The 24,750-nt window shown below is 60.3% G+C and carries 20 protein-coding genes and 1 rRNA gene; 5 read left to right on the top strand and 16 right to left on the bottom strand.

The genetic code is table 11. The annotated features are described in order from the left end of the window. Positions 1-4: 4 nt before the first annotated feature. From ureA to urtA, 7 genes are all read right to left on the bottom strand, one after another. Complete coding sequence (ureA, locus tag BMX80_RS00100) at positions 5-307, bottom strand: urease subunit gamma (protein WP_071873174.1); 303 nt, start codon at positions 305-307, stop codon at positions 5-7. Between the two features lie 32 nt (positions 308-339). Further along, positions 340-1,179, bottom strand: a complete 840-nt coding sequence (locus tag BMX80_RS00095) for an urease accessory protein UreD (protein WP_074863904.1) — start codon at positions 1,177-1,179, stop codon at positions 340-342. A 16-nt stretch (positions 1,180-1,195) separates the two neighbouring features. Continuing rightward, complete coding sequence (urtE, locus tag BMX80_RS00090) at positions 1,196-1,894, bottom strand: urea ABC transporter ATP-binding subunit UrtE (protein ID WP_074863901.1); 699 nt, start codon at positions 1,892-1,894, stop codon at positions 1,196-1,198. A 24-nt stretch (positions 1,895-1,918) separates the two neighbouring features. Further along, positions 1,919-2,743, bottom strand: coding sequence for an urea ABC transporter ATP-binding protein UrtD (gene urtD, locus BMX80_RS00085; protein ID WP_083394183.1), 825 nt, complete (start codon positions 2,741-2,743; stop codon positions 1,919-1,921). After that, positions 2,740-3,822, bottom strand: a complete 1,083-nt coding sequence (gene urtC / locus BMX80_RS00080; protein ID WP_074863898.1) for an urea ABC transporter permease subunit UrtC — start codon at positions 3,820-3,822, stop codon at positions 2,740-2,742. Before urtC ends, urtD begins: the two co-directional genes overlap by 4 nt. A gap of 3 nt (positions 3,823-3,825) precedes the next feature. Then, on the bottom strand, positions 3,826-5,394 hold the full coding sequence (gene urtB / locus BMX80_RS00075; protein ID WP_074863895.1) for an urea ABC transporter permease subunit UrtB: 1,569 nt from the start codon (positions 5,392-5,394) through the stop codon (positions 3,826-3,828). A gap of 142 nt (positions 5,395-5,536) precedes the next feature. Continuing rightward, complete coding sequence (gene urtA, locus BMX80_RS00070; protein WP_074863891.1) at positions 5,537-6,808, bottom strand: urea ABC transporter substrate-binding protein; 1,272 nt, start codon at positions 6,806-6,808, stop codon at positions 5,537-5,539. A 489-nt stretch (positions 6,809-7,297) separates the two neighbouring features. Between urtA and argS the strand changes: the two genes are divergently transcribed. From argS to BMX80_RS17650, 3 genes are all read left to right on the top strand, one after another. After that, the gene (argS, locus tag BMX80_RS00065; RefSeq protein ID WP_074863887.1) at positions 7,298-9,037 is read left to right on the top strand and encodes an arginine--tRNA ligase; all 1,740 of its coding nucleotides are present in this window, start codon (positions 7,298-7,300) and stop codon (positions 9,035-9,037) included. 2 nt (positions 9,038-9,039) lie between these two features. After that, positions 9,040-9,639 (top strand): SPOR domain-containing protein, encoded by a 600-nt coding sequence (locus BMX80_RS00060; protein ID WP_074863882.1) that lies wholly within the window; start codon positions 9,040-9,042, stop codon positions 9,637-9,639. 71 nt (positions 9,640-9,710) lie between these two features. After that, positions 9,711-9,992 (top strand): hypothetical protein, encoded by a 282-nt coding sequence (locus tag BMX80_RS17650; RefSeq protein WP_139213978.1) that lies wholly within the window; start codon positions 9,711-9,713, stop codon positions 9,990-9,992. Positions 9,993-10,060: 68 nt separating this feature from the next. On the opposite strand, the gene BMX80_RS00055 is transcribed toward BMX80_RS17650, so the two are convergent. After that, on the bottom strand, positions 10,061-11,419 hold the full coding sequence (locus BMX80_RS00055; protein ID WP_074863879.1) for a GTPase/DUF3482 domain-containing protein: 1,359 nt from the start codon (positions 11,417-11,419) through the stop codon (positions 10,061-10,063). Next, positions 11,416-12,774, bottom strand: coding sequence for a DUF2868 domain-containing protein (locus tag BMX80_RS00050; protein WP_074863877.1), 1,359 nt, complete (start codon positions 12,772-12,774; stop codon positions 11,416-11,418). Before BMX80_RS00050 ends, BMX80_RS00055 begins: the two co-directional genes overlap by 4 nt. 89 nt (positions 12,775-12,863) lie before the next feature. Here BMX80_RS00050 and BMX80_RS00045 point away from each other — a divergent pair, with 89 nt between their 5' ends. Further along, positions 12,864-13,385 carry a dihydrofolate reductase gene (locus BMX80_RS00045; RefSeq protein WP_074863875.1) on the top strand — a complete coding sequence of 174 codons (522 nt, stop codon included), beginning with the start codon at positions 12,864-12,866 and terminating at the stop codon, positions 13,383-13,385. Between the two features lie 16 nt (positions 13,386-13,401). Here BMX80_RS00045 and BMX80_RS00040 read toward each other — a convergent pair whose 3' ends face one another. The 7 genes from BMX80_RS00040 to BMX80_RS00010 all read right to left on the bottom strand — a co-directional run bounded on the left by BMX80_RS00040 (position 13,402) and on the right by BMX80_RS00010 (position 23,930). Continuing rightward, positions 13,402-16,413 (bottom strand): ATP-binding protein, encoded by a 3,012-nt coding sequence (locus BMX80_RS00040; protein ID WP_074863872.1) that lies wholly within the window; start codon positions 16,411-16,413, stop codon positions 13,402-13,404. Then, positions 16,410-17,375, bottom strand: a complete 966-nt coding sequence (locus tag BMX80_RS00035; RefSeq protein ID WP_074863869.1) for an ABC transporter substrate-binding protein — start codon at positions 17,373-17,375, stop codon at positions 16,410-16,412. Before BMX80_RS00035 ends, BMX80_RS00040 begins: the two co-directional genes overlap by 4 nt. A gap of 194 nt (positions 17,376-17,569) precedes the next feature. Further along, positions 17,570-19,408: a dihydroxy-acid dehydratase gene (gene ilvD / locus BMX80_RS00030; RefSeq protein ID WP_074863866.1), complete on the bottom strand. Its 1,839-nt coding sequence runs from the start codon at positions 19,406-19,408 to the stop codon at positions 17,570-17,572. 133 nt (positions 19,409-19,541) lie between these two features. Then, a complete protein-coding gene (locus tag BMX80_RS00025; protein ID WP_071873188.1) occupies positions 19,542-20,390 on the bottom strand; it encodes an ABC transporter permease in 849 nt (282 codons plus the stop codon). An 8-nt stretch (positions 20,391-20,398) separates the two neighbouring features. Then, on the bottom strand, positions 20,399-21,631 hold the full coding sequence (locus BMX80_RS00020; protein ID WP_074863864.1) for an ABC transporter permease: 1,233 nt from the start codon (positions 21,629-21,631) through the stop codon (positions 20,399-20,401). A gap of 58 nt (positions 21,632-21,689) precedes the next feature. Then, positions 21,690-22,763: an ABC transporter substrate-binding protein gene (locus BMX80_RS00015; RefSeq protein ID WP_071873190.1), complete on the bottom strand. Its 1,074-nt coding sequence runs from the start codon at positions 22,761-22,763 to the stop codon at positions 21,690-21,692. Between the two features lie 48 nt (positions 22,764-22,811). Then, on the bottom strand, positions 22,812-23,930 hold the full coding sequence (locus BMX80_RS00010) for an ABC transporter ATP-binding protein (protein ID WP_074863862.1): 1,119 nt from the start codon (positions 23,928-23,930) through the stop codon (positions 22,812-22,814). Positions 23,931-24,592: 662 nt separating this feature from the next. Between BMX80_RS00010 and BMX80_RS00005 the strand changes: the two genes are divergently transcribed. Beyond that, positions 24,593-24,750, top strand: a 16S ribosomal RNA gene (locus BMX80_RS00005); the annotation flags it as partial.

Below are 24,750 nucleotides of genomic sequence, written 5' to 3'. Positions count from 1 at the left end.
CGGCTCAAACAATCGGCTGGTGCACGGTCACCAGCTTAGTGCCGTCGGGGAAGGTGGCCTCGATCTGTAGCTCGGGGATCATCTCCGGCACGCCGTCCATCACCTGTTCGCGGCTTAATAATGTGGTGCCGTAGTGCATCAGCTCGGCGACGCTTTGCCCGTCGCGCGCGCCTTCTAACAGCGCGGCGGAGATATACGCCATGGCCTCGGGGTAATTCAGCTTGAGGCCGCGCGCCAAGCGCCGTTCGGCGACTAAACCAGCGGTGAAGATCAGCAGCTTGTCTTTTTCGCGGGGGGTTAAATCCATAACAACTCCAGTCAGGCAGCGCCGCGCGCTGCTCAGGTATTCCAGATCCGTGGTGGCACGGCGGCGCGGCCCAGCAAGGCCGGGCGCAAGATTTGCCACAGGCTGATCAGCCAAGCGCGGGCGTGTAAGGCCTCGTGGCTTAAACAGCGCGCTACTACTAAACCGGGCAATTGAGTCAGGTCGCCACGGCCTTGGCAAGGCAAGGCGCGGCAGGCACTGAGCAGTTCGCTGTCGATTTCGCCGGTGATGATCAGGGTGGCCAATACCGGATAACCGTCGAGGCCAATCGGGGAATCGAGCAGGCGATCGTCGCCGTGAATGCGTTGGCGCTCGTGCCACAGCCACTGGCCGTCGCGGCGAATGTCCAGCGCGGCGCTGAGATAACCGTGGTTAAAACGCTCGCCAGCGGCGGGGCGGCCGAGGGCGATGATGTCCCAGTAGCACAGCTGGGCATCGCCACTGAGTTCGATCTGCGTGCTCAGCTCAGCTTGGGCGGCGCTGTAGACGATGGTTTCTTGCGGCAGCCATTCCAGCGTGGCGCCGGGGGCGACCTGCAACTGTACGTGCTGGCTGGCGCGGCAGTTGGCGCGATACCACTTGGCGGCGCCGGGGCTGGTCAGCTGCGCCCACGCGTTGTCGGCCACCTGGGCGCTGATCTGCAAGCTATCGCCACCGGCGATGCCTGCGGGCGGGTGCACAATGATGTGCTGGCACACCTCAGGCCCCTCACCGTACAGGTGTTTTTGCACCCGTAACGGGCCTTGATGGCGGCGCAGCACCGGCCGCGTGGTGTCGCCAAGGCGCGCATAGCCGAGCTCTAATTCGGCGTGCCAAGCGGGGGTAAAGAGCGGGGTGGGTAGCGGTGCATTCATAGGCTAGGCGCGCCGTTTAAATGGCGACGAGGCCGCGCACGCCGTCGGCCTCCATCTGTGCGCCACGGCCTTGCTGGATGATTTCGCCACGGCTCATCACTAAGTACTGATCAGCCAGCTCGGCGGCAAAATCGTAGAACTGCTCGACCAGCAAAATGGCCATGTCGCCGCGTTCGGCGAGTTTTTTGATCACCGCGCCGATCTCTTTGATCACCGAGGGCTGAATGCCTTCGGTGGGCTCATCGAGAATCAGCAAACGCGGCTGGCTGGCCAAGGCGCGGCCAATGGCCAGCTGCTGTTGCTGGCCGCCGGACAAATCGCCGCCACGGCGCTGTTTCATCTCGTGTAGCACCGGGAATAATTCGTAGATAAACCCTGGCACCTCGCGCGCTTGGCGGGCGGGGAAGCGCGATAAACCGAGCAGCAGGTTTTCTTCCACGGTTAAGCGCGGGAAGATTTCGCGGCCCTGCGGCACGTAGGCCACCCCGGCTTGCATGCGCTGGAAGGGTTTCTTGCCGGTGATGTTGTGGCCGTCCCACAGCACTTGGCCTTCTTTGGCGGGCAGCAGGCCCATCAGACATTTCAGCAGGGTGGTTTTGCCCACGCCGTTACGGCCCAGCAGGCAGGTCACCTCGCCGATTTCGGCGGTAAAGCTCAAGCCGCGCAAAATGTGGCTGCCGCCGTAGTATTGATGCAGTTGTTGTACGTCGAGCATGGCGAACTCCTTCACGTGCTGGGCTTAGCGGCCCAGATAGACCTCAATCACCCGGTCGTTGGCTTGCACTTCATCCAGCGAGCCCTCGGCCAATACGCTGCCTTGGTGCAGCACGGTGACATGGTCGGCAATCGCGCCGACAAAACTCATGTCGTGCTCGACCACCATCAACGAATGCTTGCCGGCGAGGCTTTTAAACAGCTCGGCGGTGAATTCGGTTTCCGCATCGGTCATGCCGGCGACCGGCTCGTCGAGTAGCAGCAGTTGCGGCTCTTGCACCAGCAGCATGCCGATTTCGAGAAACTGTTTTTGCCCGTGCGACAACAGCCCCGCCGGGCGCTGGCGCTGGTTTTCCAGCTTGATGGTGGTGAGTACCTCTTCAATGCGGCTGCGCTGCTCGCCGGTTAACCGCGAGCGCAGGCTGGCCCACACCGATTTGTCGGTCTTTAGCGCCAATTCGAGGTTGTCGAACACGCTGAGCGCCTCAAACACCGTGGGTTTCTGGAACTTGCGGCCAATCCCGGCTTTGGCGATGGCTACCTCGTTCATCTGCGTCAGATCCAGCGTTTCGCCGAAAAACGCGGTGCCGCTGTCGGGGCGGGTTTTGCCGGTGATGACGTCCATCAGGGTGGTTTTACCGGCGCCGTTGGGGCCGATGATGCAGCGCAGCTCACCCACGCCGATGTACAAGGTCAGCGCGTTTAAGGCTTTAAAGCCATCGAAGCTGACGTTGATGTCTTCCAGCGTGAGCACAGTGCCGTGCGGCGTATTGAGGCTGTGGCGGTCGCGTAGCGCCGGACGAACGCCGCTGACTTCGCCCAGATGAGGTTGCGAGTTAGGCTGGTTCATGAGCGCTCCTTACGCAGCAGGCCGAAGATCCCGCGCGGCAAAAACAGAGTGACGACGATAAACAGCAGGCCCAAGAAGAACAGCCAGTAATCGGGGAAGGCCACGGTGAACCAGCTCTTCGCGCCGTTGACCAACCCGGCGCCGAGCAGCGGGCCGATCAGCGAGCCACGCCCGCCCAGCGCCACCCACACTGCGGCCTCAATCGAGTTGGTCGGCGACATTTCGCTGGGGTTGATGATGCCCACCTGCGGCACATACAAGGCGCCGGCCACGCCGCAGATCAGCGCCGAGACCACCCAGATAAACAGCTTGAAGCGCTGCGGGTCGTAGCCACAGAACATCACCCGCGATTCGGCGTCGCGCACCGCAGTAAGAATGCGCCCGTACTTGCTGCGCGTTAGGCGCCAGCTCAAATACAAGCAGCCGAGCAGCGCCAGCACGGTAAGGGTAAACAGCGTGGCGCGGGTGCCCGGCGCGCTGATGCTAAAGCCCAGCAGGGTTTTAAAGTCGGTAAAGCCGTTGTTGCCGCCAAAGCCGGTTTCGTTGCGGAAGAACAGCAACATGCCGGCGAAGGTCAGCGCTTGGGTCATGATCGAGAAGTACACGCCCTTGATCCGCGAGCGGAAGGCGAAGTAACCGAACACCAGCGCCAACAAGCCCGGCGCCAACAGCACCAGCGCCATGGCCCAGAGGAAGTGCTCGGTGCCGGTCCAGTACCACGGCAGTTCCTCCCAGGCGAGAAAGTGCATAAACGCCGGCAGGCCGTCACCGGCGGCTTCGCGCATCAGGTACATGCCCATCGCATAGCCGCCCAAGGCGAAGAACAAACCGTGGCCGAGCGACAGCAGCCCGGCATAGCCCCAGACTAAATCCAGCGCTAGGGCGACCATGGCGTAGCAGAGAATCTTGCCCACTAAGGTCAGCGTGTAAGCGCTGATGTGCAGGCTGTGTTCGGCGGGTAACAGGTGCAGCAGCGGTAGGGCGAGGAAGATCGTCACAAGCACCGCGCCAATCCCCAGCAGTCGGCGCTGGCCGAGCGTCTGCGCCACGCGCAGGCTGATTGCTTGATGTGCGCTCATGGCTTACTCCACCACCCGGCCCTTGAGGGCAAACAAGCCCTGCGGACGCTTTTGAATGAACAGAATGATCAGCAGCAGAATCAGGATCTTGCCCAGCACTGCGCCAACTTGTGGTTCGAGAATCTTGTTCACCACGCCCAAACCGAAGGCGGCCATCACGCTGCCGGCCAACTGGCCGACACCGCCAAGCACCACCACCAAGAAGGAGTCGATGATGTAGCTTTGGCCTAAGTCCGGCCCCACGTTGCCGACTTGGCTAAGCGCCACGCCGCCCAGCCCAGCAATGCCGGAGCCTAGGCCGAAGGCGAGCATGTCCACACGGCCGGTGGGCACGCCGCAGCAGTCGGCCATGCTGCGGTTTTGCGTCACCGCGCGCACTTGCAGGCCAAGGCGGGTGCGAGTCAGCAGTAGCCAAGTGAACAGCACCACGGCAATCGCAAAGCCGATGATCACGATGCGGTTATACGGCAGCACTAAGTTGGGCAGCAGTTGAATGCCGCCCGATAGCCAATCGGGGTTGGCCACTTCGACGTTTTGCGCGCCGAAGGTGACGCGCACCAGTTGGATCAGCATCAGGCTGATGCCCCAGGTAGCCAGCAGGGTTTCCAGCGGGCGGCCATACAAGTGGCGAATTACCGTACGCTCCAGCGCCATGCCGATCAGCGCGGTGACTACAAACGCCACCGGCAGCGCGGCCAGTGGGTACAAGGCGAGGTACTGCGGCGCCCAGCTTTTAAACAGCACTTGCACCACGTAGGTGGTGTAGGCGCCGAGCATGAGCATTTCGCCGTGCGCCATGTTGATCACCCCGAGCAAGCCGTAGGTGATGGCTAGGCCCAGCGCGGCGAGCAGCAAGATGCTGCCCAGCGACAAGCCGCTAAAGGCGTGGCCAAGCAGCTCGCCCCACAGCAGGCGCCATTTCACTTGGCTTAGGCTCTGTTCGGCGGCGGCGCGCACGCCGGGATCGGTTTCGCCACCTTCGGCGAGCAGGCTTTCCAGCTTGGCGCGCGCTTGTGGTTCGCCACTGTCACCTAAGCGCTCGACGGCATTCAGGCGAATCTGCGGATCGGGGCTGGCCAGTTGCAGGTTGGCCAATGCCAGCAGCAAGGCGTCGCGGGTGTTGGCGTCGGTTTCGTGGTCTAAGCGCGCTTGCAAGAGCGGCAGATGCTCGGCGCGCGCTTTGCGCTGCAGCAAGGCGGCGGCGCTGCGCCGCGCGGCGATGTCATCGCCAAGCAGTGCATGGCTGGCCTCGGCCACTTGCAGCAGACCGCGCAGGCGGTTGTTTAAGCGCAGTTTGCGCAGGCTGCCGGTGGGGCTGGCGGCACTGCCTAGGGCTTGGGTTTGCCCGGCCTGGACGAGAAAAGCGTGCTTGGCACTGTCTAATTGCACCTTGCCGCTGCTTAACGCAGTGAGTAGCGGCAGGCGGGCGAGTTCCGGGGCGAGCGTCCAGCTGTGCAGCAATTTGATTTGCTGTGCGGCGCTGGCGCGGCTGAACTGGTCGGCGTCGTTGGCCTGGGCTGGCGTGCTGAGCAGGCCTAGCACCAGCAGCACGGCAGAAATCCAGCGGTTCATGGCTGATCCTTAACAAAGCACCGTCGGCGGCATCCCGCGGCCGACGGTGCAGGCCGAGTGGCCACAGGCTCCGCTGTGTCACTCCTAATGCACATCCCTGTAGGCGGCTGCTAACTCTTACGGTCAGTCAGCCCGGCGGCCCTTACTGGGCGCTCTTGACCGGTGTGTCCGGCTTCTTGTCATTACCTGCAATGAAGGGGCTCCACGGTTGCGCGCGGATCGGCCCTTCGGTCTGCCAAACCACCGAGAACTGGCCGTCTTCCTGAATCTCGCCAATCATCACCGGCTTGTGCAGGTGGTGGTTTTTCTCGTCCATCTTCAGTGTGTAACCGCTCGGTGCGGCGAAGCTTTGCCCGCCCATCGCGGCGCGCACTTTATCCACCTCGGTGCTGCCGGCTTTTTCCACCGCTTGCTTCCACATGTGGATGCCCACGTAGGTGGCTTCCATCGGGTCGTTGGTTACCGCAGTTTCAGCGTTGGCTAGGCCCTTGGCCTTGGCGTAGGCCTTCCACTGCTCAACAAAGCTGGTGTTGACGTCGTTCTCGACCGACTGGAAGTAGTTCCACGCCGCCAAGTGACCGACCAGCGGCTTGGTGTCGATGCCGCGCAGTTCTTCTTCACCCACCGAGAAGGCCACTACCGGTACTTCGGTAGCGTCTAGGCCTTGGTTAGCCAGCTCTTTGTAGAACGGCACGTTGGAGTCGCCGTTGACCGTGGAGATCACCGCAGTTTTGCCACCGGCAGCGAACTTTTTGATGTTGGCCACGATGGTTTGGTAATCGCTATGACCGAACGGGGTGTAGACCTCTTCGATGTCCTTGTCGGCCACGCCTTTGCTGTGCAGGAAGCTACGCAGAATCTTGTTGGTGGTGCGCGGGTAGACGTAGTCGGTGCCGAGCAGGAAGTAGCGCTTGGCAGCGCCGCCGTCTTCGCTCATCAGGTATTCCACGGCGGGAATGGCTTGCTGGTTTGGCGCGGCGCCGGTGTAGAACACGTTGGGCGACATTTCTTCGCCTTCGTACTGCACCGGGTAGAACAGCAGGCCGTTGAGTTCTTCAAACACCGGCAGCACCGACTTACGCGACACGCTGGTCCAGCAGCCGAAGACCACGTCGACCTTGTCTTGGGTCAGCAGTTGGCGGGCTTTCTCGGCGAACAGCGGCCAGTTCGAGGCCGGGTCGACCACCACCGGCTCGAGCATCTTGCCGTTGACGCCGCCTTTGGCGTTGATGTCCTCAATGGTCATCAGGGCCATGTCTTTCAGCGAGGTTTCCGAGATGGCCATAGTGCCGGACAACGAATGCAGAATGCCGACCTTAATAGTGTCGGCCGCGTGCACGGTGAACGGGAACAGGCCGCTGAGCATTAAGGCGCTGGCAGCGAGGGTGGTTTTTAGCAGTGGACGGCGTTTCATACTGAGCAAGCCTCCTGGCTTTGTTTTAAGGGTTATGCGCTGTTCTGGAACAATGGCTAGGGTCTGTTGTCGTTTCAGCACAAGCCGCGTTGCTGCGAAAAATCGCGCTAGGTTAGGCGCGGGACGCAGGTAATGGCGGCCCCTTGGCAAGCGCCGGCGCGGTCGTGCTGAAACGACAACAGACCCTAGAAGGTCACGCAGAGCTTCGCAGCATCCATGCCAAGTTTTTAACTGCTTGAATTTGCAGGGCTTCGCCTGAGATTTGCGTAGGGGAATAGGCGCCTGTGCACTGTTGTGGTGCTCTTGCTCACCACGGGGCGTGCTCTTTGCTCGTCGATGAAGCGGTGCACGCAGGCCGCGAGCAGCGCGGAAAAATGGCCTGCGGCACAAACACGCGCGGCCAAGCGCTGACAGATCAAACGCATCCCTTATAATGCGCGCTTTGAACCTACAGCCCGGCGGTTAGCACCGCCCAGCCAGTGCGAGTGTATGAAGAATCAAATCCGTCAGCTGATCCAGCACGCCATCGACACCTTGAAAGCCCAGCAGGTGCTGCCCGCTGAGCTAAACCCTGAGATTCAGGTGGAAAACACCAAGGACAAAAGTCACGGCGACTTCGCCTCGAATATTGCGCTGATGCTGGCCAAGCCGGCCGGTAAAAAGCCGCGCGATTTGGCGCAAATGCTGGTCGACGCGCTGCCGGCCAATGCTGCCATCGCCAAGGTCGAGCTGGCAGGCCCCGGCTTTATGAACTTCTTCCAAGACGAGCAATACTTGTCGCGCACCTTAGATGCCGCGCTGAATGACGTGCACTTGGGCATCAACTTGGCCGACGAGCCACAGCGCGTGGTGGTGGATTTGTCCTCGCCGAACCTCGCCAAAGAGATGCACGTCGGCCATCTGCGCTCGACCATCATTGGCGACGCCGTGGCGCACGTGCTGGAGTTCTTGGGCCACACCGTGATTCGCCAGAACCATGTGGGCGACTGGGGCACCCAGTTCGGCATGCTGCTGGCCTATATGGAAGAACAAGGCAGTGCCGGAGACGCCGAGCTGGCTGACCTAGAAGTGTTCTACCGCGCCGCCAAGGGCCGCTTTGATGAGAGCCCAGCGTTTGCCGACCGCGCCCGCGAGCTGGTGGTGGCCCTGCAAGCCGGGGATGCGCAGTGTTTAGAACTGTGGAACCGCTTTAACGAGATTTCCCTAAGCCATTGTCAGGAAGTCTACGAGCGCCTCAACGTGAGCTTAAGCCGCGACGATGTACGCGGCGAAAGCGCTTATAACGCCGAGCTGGCGGGCATCGTCAGTGCGCTGCAAGCCAAAGGCTTGCTCACCGAAAGCGACGGCGCGCAGTGCGTGTTTTTAGACGAATTTAAAAACGCCGAGGGCAATCCGCTGCCGGTGATCGTGCAAAAGGCCGGCGGCGGTTATCTGTACGCCACCACCGACTTGGCCGCCATGCAGTACCGCAGCCTGCAGCTCGAAGCCGACCGCGTGCTGTACTTCGTCGACCAGCGTCAGGCGCTGCACTTCCAGCAGGTGTTCAAGGTCGCCAAGCTGGCCGGGTTTGTTAGCGAGAACATGAGCCTGGAGCACATGGGCTTCGGCACCATGAACGGCGCCGACGGCAAACCGTTTAAAACCCGCAGCGGCGGCACCGTAAAGCTGATCGACCTGTTGGTCGAGGCCGAAGAGCGCGCCTACGCGCTGGTGAAAGGCAAAAACGCCGAGCTGGATGACGCCGAACTGCGCCAGATCGCCCGTGCCGTGGGCATTGGCGCGGTGAAGTACGCGGATTTGTCCAAGCACCGCACCAGCGACTACAGCTTTAACTTCGAGCAGATGCTCAGCTTCGAAGGCAACACCGCGCCCTACCTGATGTACGCCTACACCCGTGTGGCGAGCATCTTCCGCAAGCTGCAGCGCGACCCGGCCAAGCTGGACGGGCAGATCAACCTGCAAGCCGCGCAAGAACAAGAGCTCGGCGCTAAGCTCGCGCAGTTCGCCGATGTGCTGCGCAACGTGGGCGAAAAAGGCGTGCCGCACCTGCTGTGTGCCTACCTGTATGACCTCGCCGGGCTGTTCTCCAGCTTCTACGAGCATTGCCCGATTGCCAGCGCCGAGACGCCCGAGCTACAAGCCAGCCGCCTGCGCTTGGCCGCCTTGACTGGGCGTACCCTGCAACAAGGTTTGGCCCTGCTGGGCATTGAAACGCTGGAGCGCATGTAAGCATGGCCGCCAAACGCAAAGCCTCGCAGCGCGGTGCCAGCCGCTACCAAGCCCCCGCGAAAAAGCCGGTGCCGGGTTGGATCTACCTGGCTGCGGGCATTGCGATTGGCGCCGTGATCATGTTTTTAAACCAGCTAGAGCCGGGCAAGCCTGCCGTGCAGCGTCCCCAGCCTGCGGCGAAACCGGCGCCGGCACCTAAGCCCGCCGAACCAGCCAAGCCCAAGTACGACTTCTACACCTTACTGCCAGAATCTGAGGTAGTGGTGCCGCCGGGCGCCCAGCCCAAGGCCGAGGCCAAGAAACCCACGGACACTGCGCCGACCGACGGCGAAAAAACCGCCGACAGCGAAGCCGCCAAACCGGCGAAAGTCGCGCAGTTTTACCTGCAAGCGGGCGCCTTCCGCAGTGACGCTGCCGCCGACAAATTGCGCGCTCAGCTGCTATTGCTTGGCGAAGACGTGCACGTGGAATCCGGCAAAGTGCGCGAAGAAACCTGGTACCGCGTCTTGGCTGGGCCGTATAAAAACGAAGCCGAGCTAAAACAAGCCAAGCAAGAATTGTCGGCGGCCGGTTTTAGTAATTTGCAATTACAGCGGCGCTAAATGAATTGTTGCTGCGTAATCGAGTGAAGGCGGTAAATATTATCCAAACTTTCTAACTTGGTGGTTTGTGAATGATCGCGCTACCTGTAGCTAGTAAGCCTTTGGTTTTAAGTGCTCTTATTGCGGTGACGTGCGTTAGCGCTCTAAGGTTTATCGGCGAGTGGGGCGATTTCTACACCGTCTTTATTGGCCACGCTTGGTCTGGTCAGGCGCTTTTTTCGTTTTTAACAGGTGGCAGAGTTGTGCTGACTGGCGGCGGTGGGGTTGAAAAAGATGCCAACAAATATGTGCGACTATTGGTGGGCTTGGTTAGTTTAATTATATTTTTGTCGTTTTTATTTTGGCCTTGGTGATTGTTGGTTGTTTCCTGGTTTTTTGTTCGGTTTCACGTTTTATTAGCATATTTTGATATTTAGGCCTGTCAGTCAGCTGTTGTTGAAAGGTTGCGAAGCAGCGCTTCCAAAGCCAACAAGCGCTCACCACTGCTGGCGCTGGCTATCCAGCTGCACCATTCGGGGTGGGCGCGGGCGTCTTGCAGGGCGCTGGGTAGCGCATCCGCCCACGGCGCTTCCGGTGTGTGGCCTTGCAGTTGTGCGGTGGCCGCGTGGCCACGGGCGTTCAGCGCTTGCAGCAGCCATAGGCCACGGGCAGCAAGCAGGCGCAGCAGCACATCATCCACGGTTAATTCGCGCGCGCCGCGTAATTTGCCGAGCAGGCGTTGGCCGTAATTGCGCGCGGTTTGCACACCGCCGCCGGCTAAGGCACCCAGCAGTGCGGCGGCGCCTAAGGTGATGCCGCCGACCATTAAGTCGATACCCACCCCGGTGGCCGCACCGGCGGCCATGCCGCTGCCGACTTTAATGCCCAGCTGTTTGAGGGTTTCCGGATTAAACAGGTCATCGCCCCAGCGCCCGGCGATTAACGGCAGGTGATCGGGCAGGGCGTCATCGCGGTGAAAACCATACAGGGCTAACAGCTGCTCGACGCAGGCTTGTTCGCGGCGTTTTAATTCGTTTTGCAGCGTGCTAATCGCCTGTTCAGCGGCGCTTTCGGCCACTTGCTGGCGCCACGCGGCGGCGTCGAGCAGTAAGTTAGCGAGCAGGCGTAGGCCGGCTTGTTGGCGCTGCTGACGCTGTTCGTCGAGTTGCTGGCTGAGCGCAGCGAGCACGCTTTGTTGGCGGCCCAGCAGCAAGCCAAGGCTGGCGTACAGCTGCGCTTCGCCGTCGGCCGGTGGTGCTACGGAATCGAAGCTGACCGAGGCATGTAGCCCGGCGCGGCGCAGTGCGGTTTGCCAAGCGTCGCGGCGCTGCGCGGGGGCGCTGGCAAAGTTGAGCACCGGCAGCAAAGGCCGCGCGCAGTGGGCCAGAATGGCTAACTCGTCTTGGTGTTTGCCGAGCACCGGGTCGCGGCTGTCGAGCACATACAAGCCGGCATCGCTGGCCAGCAATTGGCGCAATACTTTGGCCTCTTGCTCGTAGCGACGGGTGGCTTCGGCGCTGGCGAGAAAGCGCTCGATGCGCGCCGGGCCGTCGAGGCGTTCGTGGCTGGGGCACAGCTGGTCGAGGTAATCGCGCAGGCCGCTGGGGTCTTCCAGGCCGGGGGTGTCGAACAGTTCGAGGGCGTCTTGTTCGCCAATTTGCAGGCGAGCGCCTTCCACATGCCGGGTGGTGCCGGCGCGGTCGGCGACTTGGCCGAAGTCGCGGTCGCGCAGCAAGGTGCGTAGCAGCGAAGTTTTGCCGGTGTTGCTGTGCCCAACCACGGCAATGCGCAGGGTGTTCATGGGCTCTCCAACCACGTGTGGGCTTGGGCGCTGTCGGTGAGCAGCGGGTGCGGCCAGTCGAGTTGTTGCCATAAGGCGAGGCGCGGGCTGTGTTCGGCGTGCAGCAGGTACAGCGCCGCTTCGCCGCTGCTGTCGGCCAGTTCATGCAGCCAGCGGCTCAGGCCACGGTCGGGGGTTTGCCGTGCATCGCACAGCAACAACAGCTTGGCCGGTGCGCCGTGCTGCCAACTGTCGAGCAGCACGTGGCTTTGCTGGCGTTGGCGCAGCACGCCGCCGTCGCGTAGCTCGGCGTGGCTTAGCGCCGGCCATGGCTCGTCGTCGGCCAGTTCAAGGCCCACTAACCAGTGACCAGCCGTTTGCGTGGGGCGTGCGCTGTGCGCGGGTGCGCCGCCGGGCGCCGGGGTTTCGGCATCTAATACGCCCAAGTGTTGCTGTTGCAGGCTGTGCTGCAGACGAATAAAGCCGGGTTGGCTTAAGTCGAGCGCTAAGGCGTTGCGGCGGCGCACGACTAAAACGGCGCAGAGCAAGGCAGCGAGTAAGCGCGGCAGCAGCACGCCGAGTAGCAAGATGCCCAGTAACCAGCCCGACCACGCTTGCTGCAAGGCGGCATCGTGGCGTTGCCATTGATCGCTACGGCTGATTTGCTCCAGCGTTGGTTGGCTTAAACCCAGCCATTCAGCGGCATGGCCAAGGCTTTGCGCCAGTGCAACAAAGCCGTCGGCACTGAACAGGGTGCTTTCCCAGACAAAGCCATAGCGGCGCAGACTGAGCAGCACTAACACAGCACCGAGCGCGCCGAGTAGGTGCAGCAACCAAGCGATATGGCTGAATGCGGCGAGCTGCCAGCTAAGCACTTTGCCGCGTAGCAGCAGGCTGACGTAACCGCGCATCAGCCACGCCGCATTGCCATCGTGATTGAGCGCTTGTTGCAGGTTGAGCCATAGCTGCCCGATCACGCTGCCGGGCTTGCCAAGGCATACGCCGAGTAGCCAGAGCAGCAAGGTCAGACTGCTGAGCCCGCCAAGGCCTAATAGCAGCACAAACACATTCACCGGCGCACTGCCGCTACCCAATAACGCACTGGCTAAGCTGGCCCCAGACAGCACGGCAAACAGCGCCAACAGCGGCAGACTTAAGCGCTGCACGCCTTGCCAGCGCTGCAAGGCGGCGCTGAAACCGAGGCGGCTGCCGTGCACGGCGGCGCGGGCCAAGATGCGTTCGGCAAGGCTGCCAGCCGGCAGTTGGCGGCGCACGTCGTGGTCATCCAGCGGGCCTTGCTGTTCTTCTAACAGTCGCAGGCTTTCGGCCAGCCACAGGCGTTCGAAGTGGGTGTGCGGGTGAGCGGTGTTGGCCAAGGGCGCCTCTGTGCAGGGTTTACCCCATGATAGCGGCACTGGCGCGCGGAGTGCTTTTGTTCTGCGTGTGGGCTGGTTATGCTCGCGGCATGAATCGCACACACCTACCGCTTTGTATGATTGCCGCCCTCGGTGAGAACCGCGTGATCGGCGTCGATAATCAACTGCCTTGGCATTTGTCCGAAGACTTGCAGCACTTTAAGCGCATGACCCTCGGCAAGCCGGTGATCATGGGCCGCAAGACTTGGGACTCGATCGGTCGCCCACTGCCGGGGCGGCTGAACATTGTGATCAGCCGCCAGGCCGATTTACAGCTGTCTGGCGCCGAGGTGTTTGCCGACTTGCCGGCTGCCCTGCGCCGCGCGCGGGACTGGGCCAAGCTGGAAGACGCCGAAGAAATCATGTTGATTGGCGGCGCGCAGCTGTACCGCGAGGCCTTGCCGTTAGCCGAGCGCTTGTACCTCACTCACGTCGCGCTGGCGCCGGAGGGCGATGCCTTCTTCCCCGAGTTAGACAATCACTGGCACTGCACTAGCAGTGTTGAGCATCCGGCGCGTGAAGATAAGCCGGCGTTTGCCTTTCAGACGTGGCAGCGCGTAGGCCTTAACTAATCTGGCCTAATCCGCTTTAGGGCGCGACCGGCGCATGTTCGCTGAGTTCGTGCAGGTGGTTTTCCAGGGCGGCAAGGCTGTCATGGCTGATGCCCGCGGGGCTGTCGGCGAGTGCCAGTAGGCTCTGAATTTCTACCCGCAGCCCTTCCAGCTCTAAGGTGCTACAGGCTTTTTGCAGGCTCTCTAAGTGTTGGCAGGCAGCGTGTTTATCACTGCGGTGTAGGGCTTCGCGGGTTTTGCTCAGTAGCGCATGAGCCTGGCGGGTAAAGCTATTGAGCAGGCTGCGCAGGGCCTCTTCGCCTAGCTCGTCGGCCAGCAAGCCGAGCACGGCGGAGTAGTCTGGGCGATTGCCGGCGGCGCAGCAGCCCAGTGGTTCGGACATAGCTGCGTCCAAGCTGTCCAGATAATGGCTTAGGGTTTTGAGTAGTTCCTCGCGCAGCACCGGCTTGGTGAGGAAGTCATCCATACCGGCGTCCATGCATTGCTCGCGGGCTTGGCTGTAGGCGTTGGCCGTGAGGGCGATGATGGGTGTGGCGGGTAAGCCGCGTTGTTGCTCAATGCTGCGAATCTGCCGGGTGGCTTCAAAGCCATCCATCACCGGCATCAGGCAGTCCATCAAGACTAAGTTCCAACGGCTTTCCTGAAACAACTGCACGGCTTCAGCACCGTTATTGGCAACCACAATTTCCAGCCCCAACGGCCCCAGCATGGCTTGAATCACTTGCTGGTTGATTTCGGTGTCTTCGACCAGTAACAAGCGCCCGGCTAATTGCTGCACCACGCTGTCGTTGGGGCTGGCGATGGCCTCGGCAGGCATCGGCGTGCCCAGCAGCAGGTGGAACAGTTGGCTGCGTTGCAGCGGCAAGATCAGCCATGGGCTGCCGTTGGCGGGCGCGGTGTCATTGAAGGCCATGGGAATGCAGCGCAGGCCAAGGTTTTCTTCGCCATGGCCGTTGATTTGCCACATATTCCACGCGTCGCTGTCGATAAACAGCAAGTCGGGCAGCCAGCCTTGGCGTTGCAGGGCTTCTAGATCGCTAAACGTGGGCTCGCCTTCTTTGACTTTGGCGCCGCAGCCGCGCAGCAACAGGGCAAGGTTTTGCCGGCTAATGGCTTGGCTGCTGAGCAGCAAAATGTTGTGCCCGCTGAGGTCTGGCAGTGGCGTGAGCGGTTGGCAAGGCAGGTTGAGGCTGACCTCGAAAGTGCTGCCTTGCTCGGGAATGCTGTGCACACCAATGCGCCCATGCATCAGCTCGATCAGCCGCTTGCTGATCGATAGGCCTAGGCCAGTGCCGCCGTAGCGTCTGGTGGTGGACGAGTCGGCCTGCGAGAAGGGGGTGAACAACTTGCCCAGCTGATTGAGGTTCATGCCAATGCCGCTGTCATTGACTCGTAACAGGTACTCGGCGTGGCCGTCTTGGCAGGCGCTGATATCCAGCTCGGTCAATACGTGGCCGCTGTGGGTGAACTTAATCGCATTGCCCACTAAGTTGATGAGGATTTGCCGAATCCGCGTGACATCGCCGCGCGCGTTGAGCGGCACTTGCGGATCGATGTAGAGCACCAGCTCAAGGCCTTTTTCCCGCGCTTTGGGCAGCAGTATGCGGTGCACATCGAGGGCGACCGCTTCCCAGTTGAAGTCGACTTCTTCCAAGGTCAGCATGCCGGATTCGATTTTGGAGAAATCCAGCGTGTCGTTCAGAAGGCTCAGCAGCATCTGTGCCGAGGTCTGCAGGGTGCGGATGTACTCGCTTTGCTGCGAACTGAGCGGGGTGTTTTTTAGCAGTTGCGCCATGCCAATCACGCCGTTCATGGGCGTGCGAATTTCGTGGCTGATGGTGGCGATAAACTCGCCTTTGGCGCGGCTGGCGGCTTCGGCGCTGTCTTTGGCCTCGCGCAGCAGGCGCATTTGCTCGCGGCGCTGGGTGACGTCGCGCAGGCTGGCCATCAGCATAGTGTGGCCATCCAGCGGGATGCGTGAGGGGGTTAGTTCTAGCTCTAGCGAGTGCCCGGCGCTGTGCAAGGCGACGATGTCGAGGGTCTCTGGCAGCGGGTCTTGTGGGTTGCCGTAGGCCAGCCGGCGTACTTCTAGCATGCGCATTCGCGTGCCTTCGTCGGCAAACAGCATGCGCGCGTTTTGCCCTACGAGGCCTTCACTGGGGTAGCCCAGCAGCTCGCACACGGCCGGGTTGACGGTGTGGATGATGCCTTGCTCATCGACAATAATCAGGCCTTCGCTGGCGTGGTCGATGATGGTGCTCAGGCGTTGGCGGTATTCCACTTCGCGGCCAAACTGATCGCTTAAGGTTTGGCTTAGTTGGCCAAACTCGCCGGCTAAGTCTTCGGCGGTGCGGGCCAGCTGAGCTTGCGGGCTATCGCTGTGCAGGGCTTGGTTCAGTCGATCCAGTGGTGTGAGTACCAAGCGGTGCAGCAGCCAACCCAGCAGCAAGGCAATAAAGCTGATTGCCGTGATGATCAGCGCGGCTTGTTCTTTTAGATCGGCTTGGCGTTGGGCTTCTAGCTCGCGCACATCCAGCTGCAAGTAGGCAACGCCGACACTGCGCAGTTGGCCAGTGAGGCGTGAGTTGGTGATGTACACCGGAATGGCAAATTCGTAGTGCGCACCTTTGCGTAGCTGGCGCACAGGTTTTTGCTCCATTAACACGTCCAAAATGACCTTGCGGGCGTGTTCGTCGGGCAGCTCGCTTAAGTCTTTGTCGCGGTTGATGGCGTTGGTGGCGGCATACACAGTGGCAGGGCTGCCGGCGACGAGCATCAGCTGGGTAATGCCTTCTTCGTTACCGAGCGCGGCCACCAAACGGTTGAGCTGATAGCGCCTTTCTACCGTTTCGGTACTCATTTGCAGCGCATCGAGCAGGGTTTGCGCGCGGTGTTCTAGCTGGGTGACTTGGGTAATTTCACTGCGGTAATTGGCCAAACTGAGAATGAACACGCACAGCAGCAGCCACAAGAGCACCATGGGGATGAGGATTTTGCTGCGCAGGCTGAACAGTTGGCGCGCTTTCATGGGGCCAGCCCTTCAATCAGTTCTTGCACGGGGGCGCTGGAGTCCAGATCGCCACTGGTGCGCAGCACCGCTTGGGTGCGTTCTAAGCTGCGCAGTAATTTGTCGCTGGGCGGAAAGAAGCTGGCCTGCTCGTGTTTATCAATCAAGCGAATGTCTTCCTTAACGATGCGGGCAAACTCTGCGGCGCTGATATGTTGCCGCGCGGCCATCATTTGATAAGCCTTGTCGGGTTGGCGGCGGGCAAAATCTTGTGCTTTGGCGTAGGCGTTGAGCACAGCGCGAATGTCGTCGGCGCGCTGCTCAATCGTGCTCTGGTCGAACACCAATACGTCGAGGACTTCTTCGGGAATTTCCCGGCTGGTGAACAGGGTGTGGTTGCTGGCGCCTTCGAGCATGTTGACCGAAAAAGGTGGGTAGGTGACGGCGGCATCCAGTTCATCGGCGGCCATGGCGGGGCCCATGGCTTCTTGGTTCATGCCGACTAACTGCACATCGCTAAGCTTCATGCCTTGGGTTTCTAGGGCGCGTTGCAATAAGTACAGATTCAGGGTGCCTGGCTCGACACCTACGCGCTTTTCGCGCAGGCCGTCGAGATCGGCAATGCTGGCTTTGGCAATCAACACATCGCCGCCGTTGGAGTAGTCGGTCACCAACACAATACGCGGCTGACGGCTGCTGAACTGGCGCGCCATCAATACTTCGATCAGGGTGCCGGTAAAGCCGTCGGCTTGGCCGCGCTCAAAACTCACCCGTGAGTCATTCAGCGAGGCTAGCTCGAGCAACTTGACCTGCACGCCGTACTCTTCGTAATAGCCGAGCATTTGTGCCAGATGCAGAAACTCGTAGCCAGGCCAAGGGTTGGTGGCAATGCGCAAGGCTGGCCGATGCTCGTTTTGGCAGGCGCTCAGCAGCAGGCCGAACAGGGCCAGTATCAGCGCATAAATAACACGCGGTGCGCGCATGCAAAGTCCTTATTGGGCAAGGCGGTGGCTCCTTTCAAGCAGGCGGCGAGCCTGCGGCTAAGGGCTGGCGCTGCACTGTCAGCTGGGCTGGTTTGGCGCAGCGCCGTATTGCTCTCACTATAGACGCCGCTTAGCGTGCAGGCAGAAAAAAGCCCAGCGTGTGACGGCTGGGCTTTAGCTAGCTGCGCGGCGGTTTAGCCTTCCAGCAAGCTCTTGTCGCGTACCGCACCTTTGTCGGCACTGGTGGCCAGCAGGGCGTAGGCTTTTAGCGCGGTGGTTACCTTGCGGGCGCGCGGGGCGACCGGCTTCCAGCCTTTGGCGTCTTGCGCGGCGCGGCGGGTGGCCAGTTCTTCATCACTAACCAGCAGGTTGATGGCGCGCTGCGGGATGTCGATCAGCACTTTGTCGCCGTCTTGCACTAAGCCAATCGCGCCGCCGGCTGCGGCTTCTGGCGAAGCGTGGCCGATGGACAGCCCCGAGGTGCCGCCGGAGAAACGCCCGTCGGTGAGTAGTGCGCACTGCTTACCTAAGCCCTTGGACTTGAGGTAGCTGGTGGGGTAGAGCATTTCCTGCATGCCGGGGCCGCCTTTGGGGCCTTCGTAGCGGATGATCACGATGTCGCCGGGCTTTACTTCGTCGGCCAGAATGCCTTTTACCGCGGCGTCTTGGCTTTCGTAGATTTTCGCTGTGCCTTCAAACACGTGGATCGATTCGTCCACGCCGGCGGTTTTCACCACGCAGCCATCCAGCGCGATGTTGCCGAACAGCACGGCCAAACCGCCTTCTTGCGAGTAGGCGTGCTCGACGGAGCGAATGCAGCCGTTTTCGCGGTCGTCGTCCAGCGTCTCCCAACGGGTGCTCTGGCTGAAGGCGACTTGCGTGGGGATGCCCGCAGGGCCGGCGCGGAAGAAGGTATGCACGGCTTCATCGCTGGTTTGGGTGATGTCCCACTGGGCGATGCCGTCGGCCATGGTTTTGCTGTGCACGGTGCTGACGTCGGTGTGCAGCAGGCCGCCACGCGCCAGTTCACCGAGAATCGAGAAGATGCCGCCGGCGCGGTGCACGTCTTCCATATGGTACTTCTGAATGTTCGGCGCCACTTTGCACAGCTGCGGCACTTTGCGCGAAAGACGGTCGATATCGCGCAGGTCGAAGTCGACTTCCGCCTCTTGGGCGGCAGCCAGCAAGTGCAGGATGGTGTTGGTCGAGCCGCCCATGGCGATGTCTAGGGTCATTGCGTTTTCAAAGGCTTTGAAGTTGGCGATGTTGCGCGGCAGTACGGATTCGTCGCCTTCGCCGTAGTAGCGCTGGCACAGCTCGACCACTAAACGGCCAGCGCGCAGGAACAGCTGCTCGCGGTCGGCGTGGGTGGCCAGCGTCGAGCCGTTGCCCGGCAGGGACAGGCCCAGCGCTTCGGTCAGGCAGTTCATTGAGTTGGCGGTAAACATACCTGAGCAGCTGCCGCACGTCGGGCAGGCGCTGCGCTCGTATTCGGCAACGGTTTCGTCGGAGCAGCTGTCATCGGCAGCGGCGACCATGGCATCGACTAAGTCCAAGCCGTGGCTGGCCAGCTTGGTTTTACCGGCTTCCATCGGCCCGCCGGAGACAAACACCACGGGGATGTTCAGGCGCAGGGCGGCCATCAGCATGCCGGGGGTGATCTTGTCGCAGTTGGAAATACACACAATGGCGTCGGCGCAGTGGGCGTTGACCATGTACTCCACGGAGTCGGCGATGATCTCGCGCGACGGCAGGCTGTAGAGCATGCCGTCGTGGCCCATGGCGATGCCGTCATCCACGGCGATGGTGTTGAACTCTTTGGCCACGCCGCCGGCTTTTTCGATCTCGCGGGCGACCAGCTGGCCCATGTCCTTCAAATGCACATGGCCGGGCACGAACTGGGTGAACGAGTTAGCCACGGCAATGATCGGCTTTTTGAAGTCCTCGTCCTTCATGCCAGTGGCGCGCCACAAGGCGCGGGCGCCGGCCATGTTGCGGCCAAAGGTGGAGGTTTTCGAGCGGTAGTCAGGCATGATAAAAAGTTCCTGCGGCGATCACGGTAAGCCTTCAAGGATACCGCAGGGCTGTCGCCCTCAGGAACGCTTTTGTCGGTGCGGGTTAATTCTGCCTGAGCTTAAGAAAGGTACTGACTAGCTTGATGGCGAATTAATTTTCGATCCCGCGCATGTGTTGGCTACGGCGGCGCAGCCACTCTAGCGTCAGCAGCAGGATCACCGACAGCACAATCAACAAGGTGGCCACGGCCAAAATGGTCGGGTTGATCTGCTCACGCAGGCCCGAGAACATCTGCCGCGGAATAGTGCGCTGCTGTGGCCCGGCCATAAACAGAATCACCACCACTTCGTCGAACGAGGTGATAAAGGCGAACAGTGCGCCGGAAATCACCCCGGGGCGAATCAGCGGCATGATCACATCGAAGAACACCTTCACCGGCGCCGCGCCCAAGTTAAGCGCAGCACGCACCAGCGACATATCAAAGCCAGCCAGCGTGGCGGTCACGGTAATGATCACAAACGGCGTGCCCAGCGCCGCGTGGGCGATCACGATGCCGCTGTAAGTCGCGGCCAAATTGAACTTGGAATAAAAGAAGAACATCCCCGCGGCGGTAATAATCAGCGGCACGATCATCGGTGATAGCAGCAGCGCAGTGATAAAACGCCGCCCGGGCATTTCATCACGCGCCAAACCAATCGCCGCGCAAGTGCCGAGCACCGTGGCCAGAATGGTGGAGAAAATGCCGATGATGAAGCTGTTCTTGATCGACAGTAGCCACTTAGGGTCGGTAAAGATTTGCTCATACCAGCGCAGCGAATAAGCCGCTGGGTCTAAACGCAGCATGCCTTCGGTAAAGGTGAAGAAGGGCTCGGCGTTAAACGACAGCGGCACAATCACCAGAATCGGCAGAATCAAAAACAGCAGCACTAAATAGGAGCTGCTTTTTAACAGCAGGCTGCCGAGCTTGTGCCAGATGCCGTAGTACGCAGGATGAGCCATCGTCTACCTCAGCCGAGTTTGATGTTGCGGGCGCCGACAAACCGGTCGTACACCCAGTACAAGAGCAGAATCAGCGCTAGTAGCAGCGAACCAAGCGCGGCGGCGAGCTCCCAGTTATTCGAGCTCTGCATATGGAAGGCGATGATGTTGCTGATCATTTGCCCGTCGGTGCCGCCAACTAAGGCGGGGGTGATGTAGTAGCCCACCGAGATAATGAACACCAGCAAGGCCCCCGCGCTTAAACCCGGCAAGGTCATCGGGAAGTAAATGCGCGCAAAGGCGGGGATCGGCTTGGCACCCAGCGACAGCGCAGCGCGCAGGTAGCTGGGATCAATACCGCGCATCACGCTGTACAGCGGCAGCACCATGAAAGGAAGCAGGATATGCGTCATCGCCACTACCGTGGCAAACGGGGTGTAGAGCATGTCCAAGGGGCTGTCGATGACGCCAACACCCATCAGGAACGAGTTAATTACCCCGTTGGTTTGCAGCAGGGCAATCCACGCCGTAGTGCGCACTAAGAGCGAGGTCCAGAACGGTAGCAACACCAGAATCATCAGCAGGTTGGCTTTCTTATCCGGCAGGTTGGCCAGAAAGTACGCCAGCGGGTAGCCGAGCAAGGCGCAAAGCAGGGTAATCACCAGCGCCATATTCAGCGTTTTGCCATACAGCTGGCGGTAAATCTGCGCCTGCTCGCGGGACTGAATGCCGCCGTCGGCGGTGACCTCCATATCCAGCGCGGTCAGATAATAGTCGTAGGTAAACACTTGCCCGGCGCGCTTGACCTGAAACCACAGCTCCGGCTCGCTCCAGCGTTTATGCATTGCGAGCAGCTTGCTGGCGCCTTGCTCGGCCAGTAGCTCGGGGCTTTCGCGGCGCAGCTTGCGCGCGCTGGATTTCACCACGCTGGACATACCGGCATAGGCGCGGTTGAACTCTTCGGCGAGCTTGCCAGATAAGCGCTCTTTGGCCAGTGCCTGTAGCTCGACAGTAAACACGTTGAGGGTTTGCTCATCGGGTACGCCTTGGCCGTCCCAGCGCTCCAGTTGGCTAAGCGTCTGCGGGATCAGCTCGGCCACCGTCGGATGGTGCACGCTGCGATAGAGCATGGCGCCAATCGGCGCGACAAACGACAGGATGATGAACACCAACAGCGGCACCACAAAGGCGAACGCCACCCAGCGCTTGCGCCGTTCGGCGCGGCGGGCTTGCTGTTGTTCGTCGAGGGTTAGCGCAGTCATGCCGTCATCCTGTGCAGAATCAGTGCCCCGACGCGGTGCGCCGGGGCGGTTGGGTCACTTACTTGAGCAGCCACTCGTTGAACTTCTCACCCAGCGACTCGCCGTAGTCCGCCCAGAACTCCGAGCTGGCACGCAGGCCTTTGTCCAGATGCGCAGTCGGCAGGTGCGGTGCGGCAGCGGGGTCCATCAGCGGGGTAGAAGACTTGCGGGTCGGGCCGTAGGCCACATCGCTCATGCCCGCCAGCGGCTTAGACTGCGTGGCAAAGGCAATGAACTTGAAGGCTTCTTCTTTATTCTTGGTGCCCTTGAGTACCGACCAAGCATCTAGGTCGAACACATGGCCATCCCAAACAATCTCAAACGGCTTGCCTTCTTTACGAATGGCATCGTAGAAGCGGCCGTTGGCGGACTGCACCAGTACCGCGCCACCGTCGTTCAGCAGCTGCGGGGCTTGTGACCAAGAGTCGAACCAGACGATGTCTTTCTTAATAGTGTCGAGCTTCTTAAACGCACGGGCTTGGCCTTCCGGGGTGGCCAGCACTTCGTAGACATCCTTAGCGGCTACGCCATCGGCCAGCAGTGCCCACTCCATGTTCACCTGCGGGCGCTTACGTAGGGCACGCTTACCAGCGATTTTGCTGGTATCGAAGAAGTCTTGCACACTGGCAGCGGGTGTCGCGCCAATGGTGTCTTTGTTGTAGGCAAACACCACCGACCACACGATATTGCCAATCGCGCATTCGCTGGATAGTGCGTCAGGGATGAAGTCATCCGCTGCGGGGGTGCCATCCACGCCGGCCGGCAGAATATCCCGCGGGATCTCTTCCAGCAGGCCTTCGGAGCAAGCGCGCTCCAAGTCGATCACTTCCACATCGACCACATCCCACTGGATATTGCCGGACTCCACCTGTGCCTTCATCTCGGCAATACCGCCGGAGTAGTCCTCAAACAGCACCTTAGTGCCGCTCTCTTTCTGGTACGGGTCGATCATGTGGTTCTTCTGCGCCGCGCCATAGGCGCCGCCCCACGAAACCACGGTGAGCGTCTGTTCGGCCTGCGCGCTTAACGCAGTGCCAAACAGCACAGCACTGCAAGCCAAGGTCGAAATACGGGTCAGGGTTTTCAGTCGCATGCGAATATCCTTCTCTGTTCTTCGGGGTGTGCAAGAGGCTGGGGGAAATTACGGCGCTCGGCTGGCCTCACCACGGTCGAGTGCCTGACTATCCAGCGCATCCCACGTTAGCCAGACGGCTTGCTTGGCAGAAAGCTGTGGGGCGTTGCTGTCATTCAGGGTCTTCACCACCACTTCGGTGCCATCGCGCAGGGCAAAGTGGTAGCGGATGTACTCGCCTACATACAGGCGAGTAATAAAGTCGGCGGGCGCGTGATTGCCGTCGGCGGGTTGCTGCATGGCAATGGCGATTTTTTCTGGGCGCACCGATACGGTGATCGGCGCGCCGGCCTGCTGCACATTGGCGATTTGCGCGTGCACCGTGCTGCCTTCGGCGAGCTGGCAGGTGGCGGTGTTACCGTCGATAGCCTGCAAAGTGCCCGGCAGCTTGTTGCTCTCACCAATAAAGTCGGCCACAAACAGGTTGGCCGGGCGCTCGTAGAGCTCATCCGGCGCCGCGCACTGCTGCACGATGCCGGCATTAAACACCGCAATGCGGTCCGACATGGTCAGCGCTTCGGTTTGATCGTGGGTGACGTAGATCACCGTAAAACCGAGCTGCTCGTGTAAGCGCTTGATTTCGTATTGCATCTGCTCGCGCAGCTTCTTATCCAGCGCGCCGAGCGGTTCATCCATCAGCACTATGTCCGGGGCAAAGATCAACGCGCGGGCCAGTGCCACGCGCTGACGTTGGCCGCCAGAGAGTTGCCCGGGGTAGCGATTGCCGAAGGCTTGTAGCTCTACCAATGCCAGATACTCATCAACCTTGGCGTTGACTTGCTCTTTAGGCAGCTTGCGAATGTTCAGGGGGTAGGCAAGGTTTTCGCGGATGGTCATATGCGGGAACAGCGCATACTGCTGAAAAACCATGCCGATGTTGCGCTTGTACGGCGCGATGCTGTTCACCGGGCGGCCGTTGATGAGGATCTCGCCGCTGGTCACATCTTCAAAACCTGCCAGCATCATCAGGCAGGTAGTTTTCCCCGAGCCGGAAGGGCCGAGCAGGGTGATGAACTCGCCTTTGGCGACATCCAGATTGAAGTCCACAACAACCAGGGTTTTCTGGTCATAGGTCTTCTTCACACCCTTAAACTGCAAAAACGGTAACGCATTGGCCGGATCAGCCATACAACCCCCGGTTCTTCTTATTTAGGAACGGCCACTTATGGTGCCCATTGCCGGTGTTAGCGTGGTGCGCAGGCCTAGGTGTACCCGCTAAACGCTGCTTTGTCACCTCGGCCAGCATAGACCAAAGTCGTAGTTGTCATTTTCTGTACATAAATGTCGCGACAAAAAGATTGACCGCAGAAAATCCTCCCCTATAATGCGCCCCACTTCGCAGCGAGCCGTAACTGATTGACTTAGTTAAGGTTTTTGCGGAGTGGGGCGGCAAGAGGAGCTGTCCTGAGGGTTTTCTGGCTCGCTTCGGCGAGGCGCGAAAAGACTCGAAAATGAGGTGTTGACACGGAGCTTGCTCAGTGTAGAATGCGCCTCCCGCTGACGAAGCTGGCTTTAACGAGTGGCTTTTTTAAGTGGCTGAATCGAAAGAAAAAATTCTTCGGAACAGTGCTTGACAGCGGAATGAGGTGCTGTAGAATGCGCCCTCGGTTAAGCGAGCTGCTTAGCCAAATTGCTCTTTAACAACCTGAATCAAGCAATTCGTGTGGGTGCTTACGATGAATGATGATCGCATGATTATCAGTAAGAGTAAGTAACTCTGTGAATTCACAATGAGTTTATTTGCGATTACTGAGCCAAGTTTAGGGTTTTCTCAAAACCCAGATTGATTTGAACTGAAGAGTTTGATCATGGCTCAGATTGAACGCTGGCGGCAGGCCTAACACATGCAAGTCGAGCGGATGAAGAGAGCTTGCTCTTGGATTCAGCGGCGGACGGGTGAGTAATGCCTAGGAATCTGCCTAGTAGTGGGGGACAACAGTTGGAAACG

Source organism: Atopomonas hussainii, assembly GCF_900109735.1.
Classification (GTDB): domain Bacteria; phylum Pseudomonadota; class Gammaproteobacteria; order Pseudomonadales; family Pseudomonadaceae; genus Atopomonas; species Atopomonas hussainii.
Note: the sequence above shows the minus strand (reverse complement) of the source record. Positions and strands in the feature narration are given on the sequence as shown.

Excerpts from the sequence above, each read along its gene's own strand:
- ureA (WP_071873174.1), bottom strand. The coding sequence starts at position 307 with ATGGATTTAACCCCCCGCGAAAAAGACAAGCTGCTGATCTTCACCGCT.
- BMX80_RS00095 (WP_074863904.1), bottom strand. The coding sequence starts at position 1,179 with ATGAATGCACCGCTACCCACCCCGCTCTTTACCCCCGCTTGGCACGCC.
- urtE (WP_074863901.1), bottom strand. The coding sequence starts at position 1,894 with ATGCTCGACGTACAACAACTGCATCAATACTACGGCGGCAGCCACATT.
- urtD (WP_083394183.1), bottom strand. The coding sequence starts at position 2,743 with ATGAACCAGCCTAACTCGCAACCTCATCTGGGCGAAGTCAGCGGCGTT.
- urtC (WP_074863898.1), bottom strand. The coding sequence starts at position 3,822 with ATGAGCGCACATCAAGCAATCAGCCTGCGCGTGGCGCAGACGCTCGGC.
- urtB (WP_074863895.1), bottom strand. The coding sequence starts at position 5,394 with ATGAACCGCTGGATTTCTGCCGTGCTGCTGGTGCTAGGCCTGCTCAGC.
- urtA (WP_074863891.1), bottom strand. The coding sequence starts at position 6,808 with ATGAAACGCCGTCCACTGCTAAAAACCACCCTCGCTGCCAGCGCCTTA.
- argS (WP_074863887.1), top strand. The coding sequence starts at position 7,298 with ATGAAGAATCAAATCCGTCAGCTGATCCAGCACGCCATCGACACCTTG.
- BMX80_RS00060 (WP_074863882.1), top strand. The coding sequence starts at position 9,040 with ATGGCCGCCAAACGCAAAGCCTCGCAGCGCGGTGCCAGCCGCTACCAA.
- BMX80_RS17650 (WP_139213978.1), top strand. The coding sequence starts at position 9,711 with ATGATCGCGCTACCTGTAGCTAGTAAGCCTTTGGTTTTAAGTGCTCTT.
- BMX80_RS00055 (WP_074863879.1), bottom strand. The coding sequence starts at position 11,419 with ATGAACACCCTGCGCATTGCCGTGGTTGGGCACAGCAACACCGGCAAA.
- BMX80_RS00045 (WP_074863875.1), top strand. The coding sequence starts at position 12,864 with ATGAATCGCACACACCTACCGCTTTGTATGATTGCCGCCCTCGGTGAG.
- BMX80_RS00040 (WP_074863872.1), bottom strand. The coding sequence starts at position 16,413 with ATGAAAGCGCGCCAACTGTTCAGCCTGCGCAGCAAAATCCTCATCCCC.
- BMX80_RS00035 (WP_074863869.1), bottom strand. The coding sequence starts at position 17,375 with ATGCGCGCACCGCGTGTTATTTATGCGCTGATACTGGCCCTGTTCGGC.
- ilvD (WP_074863866.1), bottom strand. The coding sequence starts at position 19,408 with ATGCCTGACTACCGCTCGAAAACCTCCACCTTTGGCCGCAACATGGCC.
- BMX80_RS00025 (WP_071873188.1), bottom strand. The coding sequence starts at position 20,390 with ATGGCTCATCCTGCGTACTACGGCATCTGGCACAAGCTCGGCAGCCTG.
- BMX80_RS00020 (WP_074863864.1), bottom strand. The coding sequence starts at position 21,631 with ATGACTGCGCTAACCCTCGACGAACAACAGCAAGCCCGCCGCGCCGAA.
- BMX80_RS00015 (WP_071873190.1), bottom strand. The coding sequence starts at position 22,763 with ATGCGACTGAAAACCCTGACCCGTATTTCGACCTTGGCTTGCAGTGCT.
- BMX80_RS00010 (WP_074863862.1), bottom strand. The coding sequence starts at position 23,930 with ATGGCTGATCCGGCCAATGCGTTACCGTTTTTGCAGTTTAAGGGTGTG.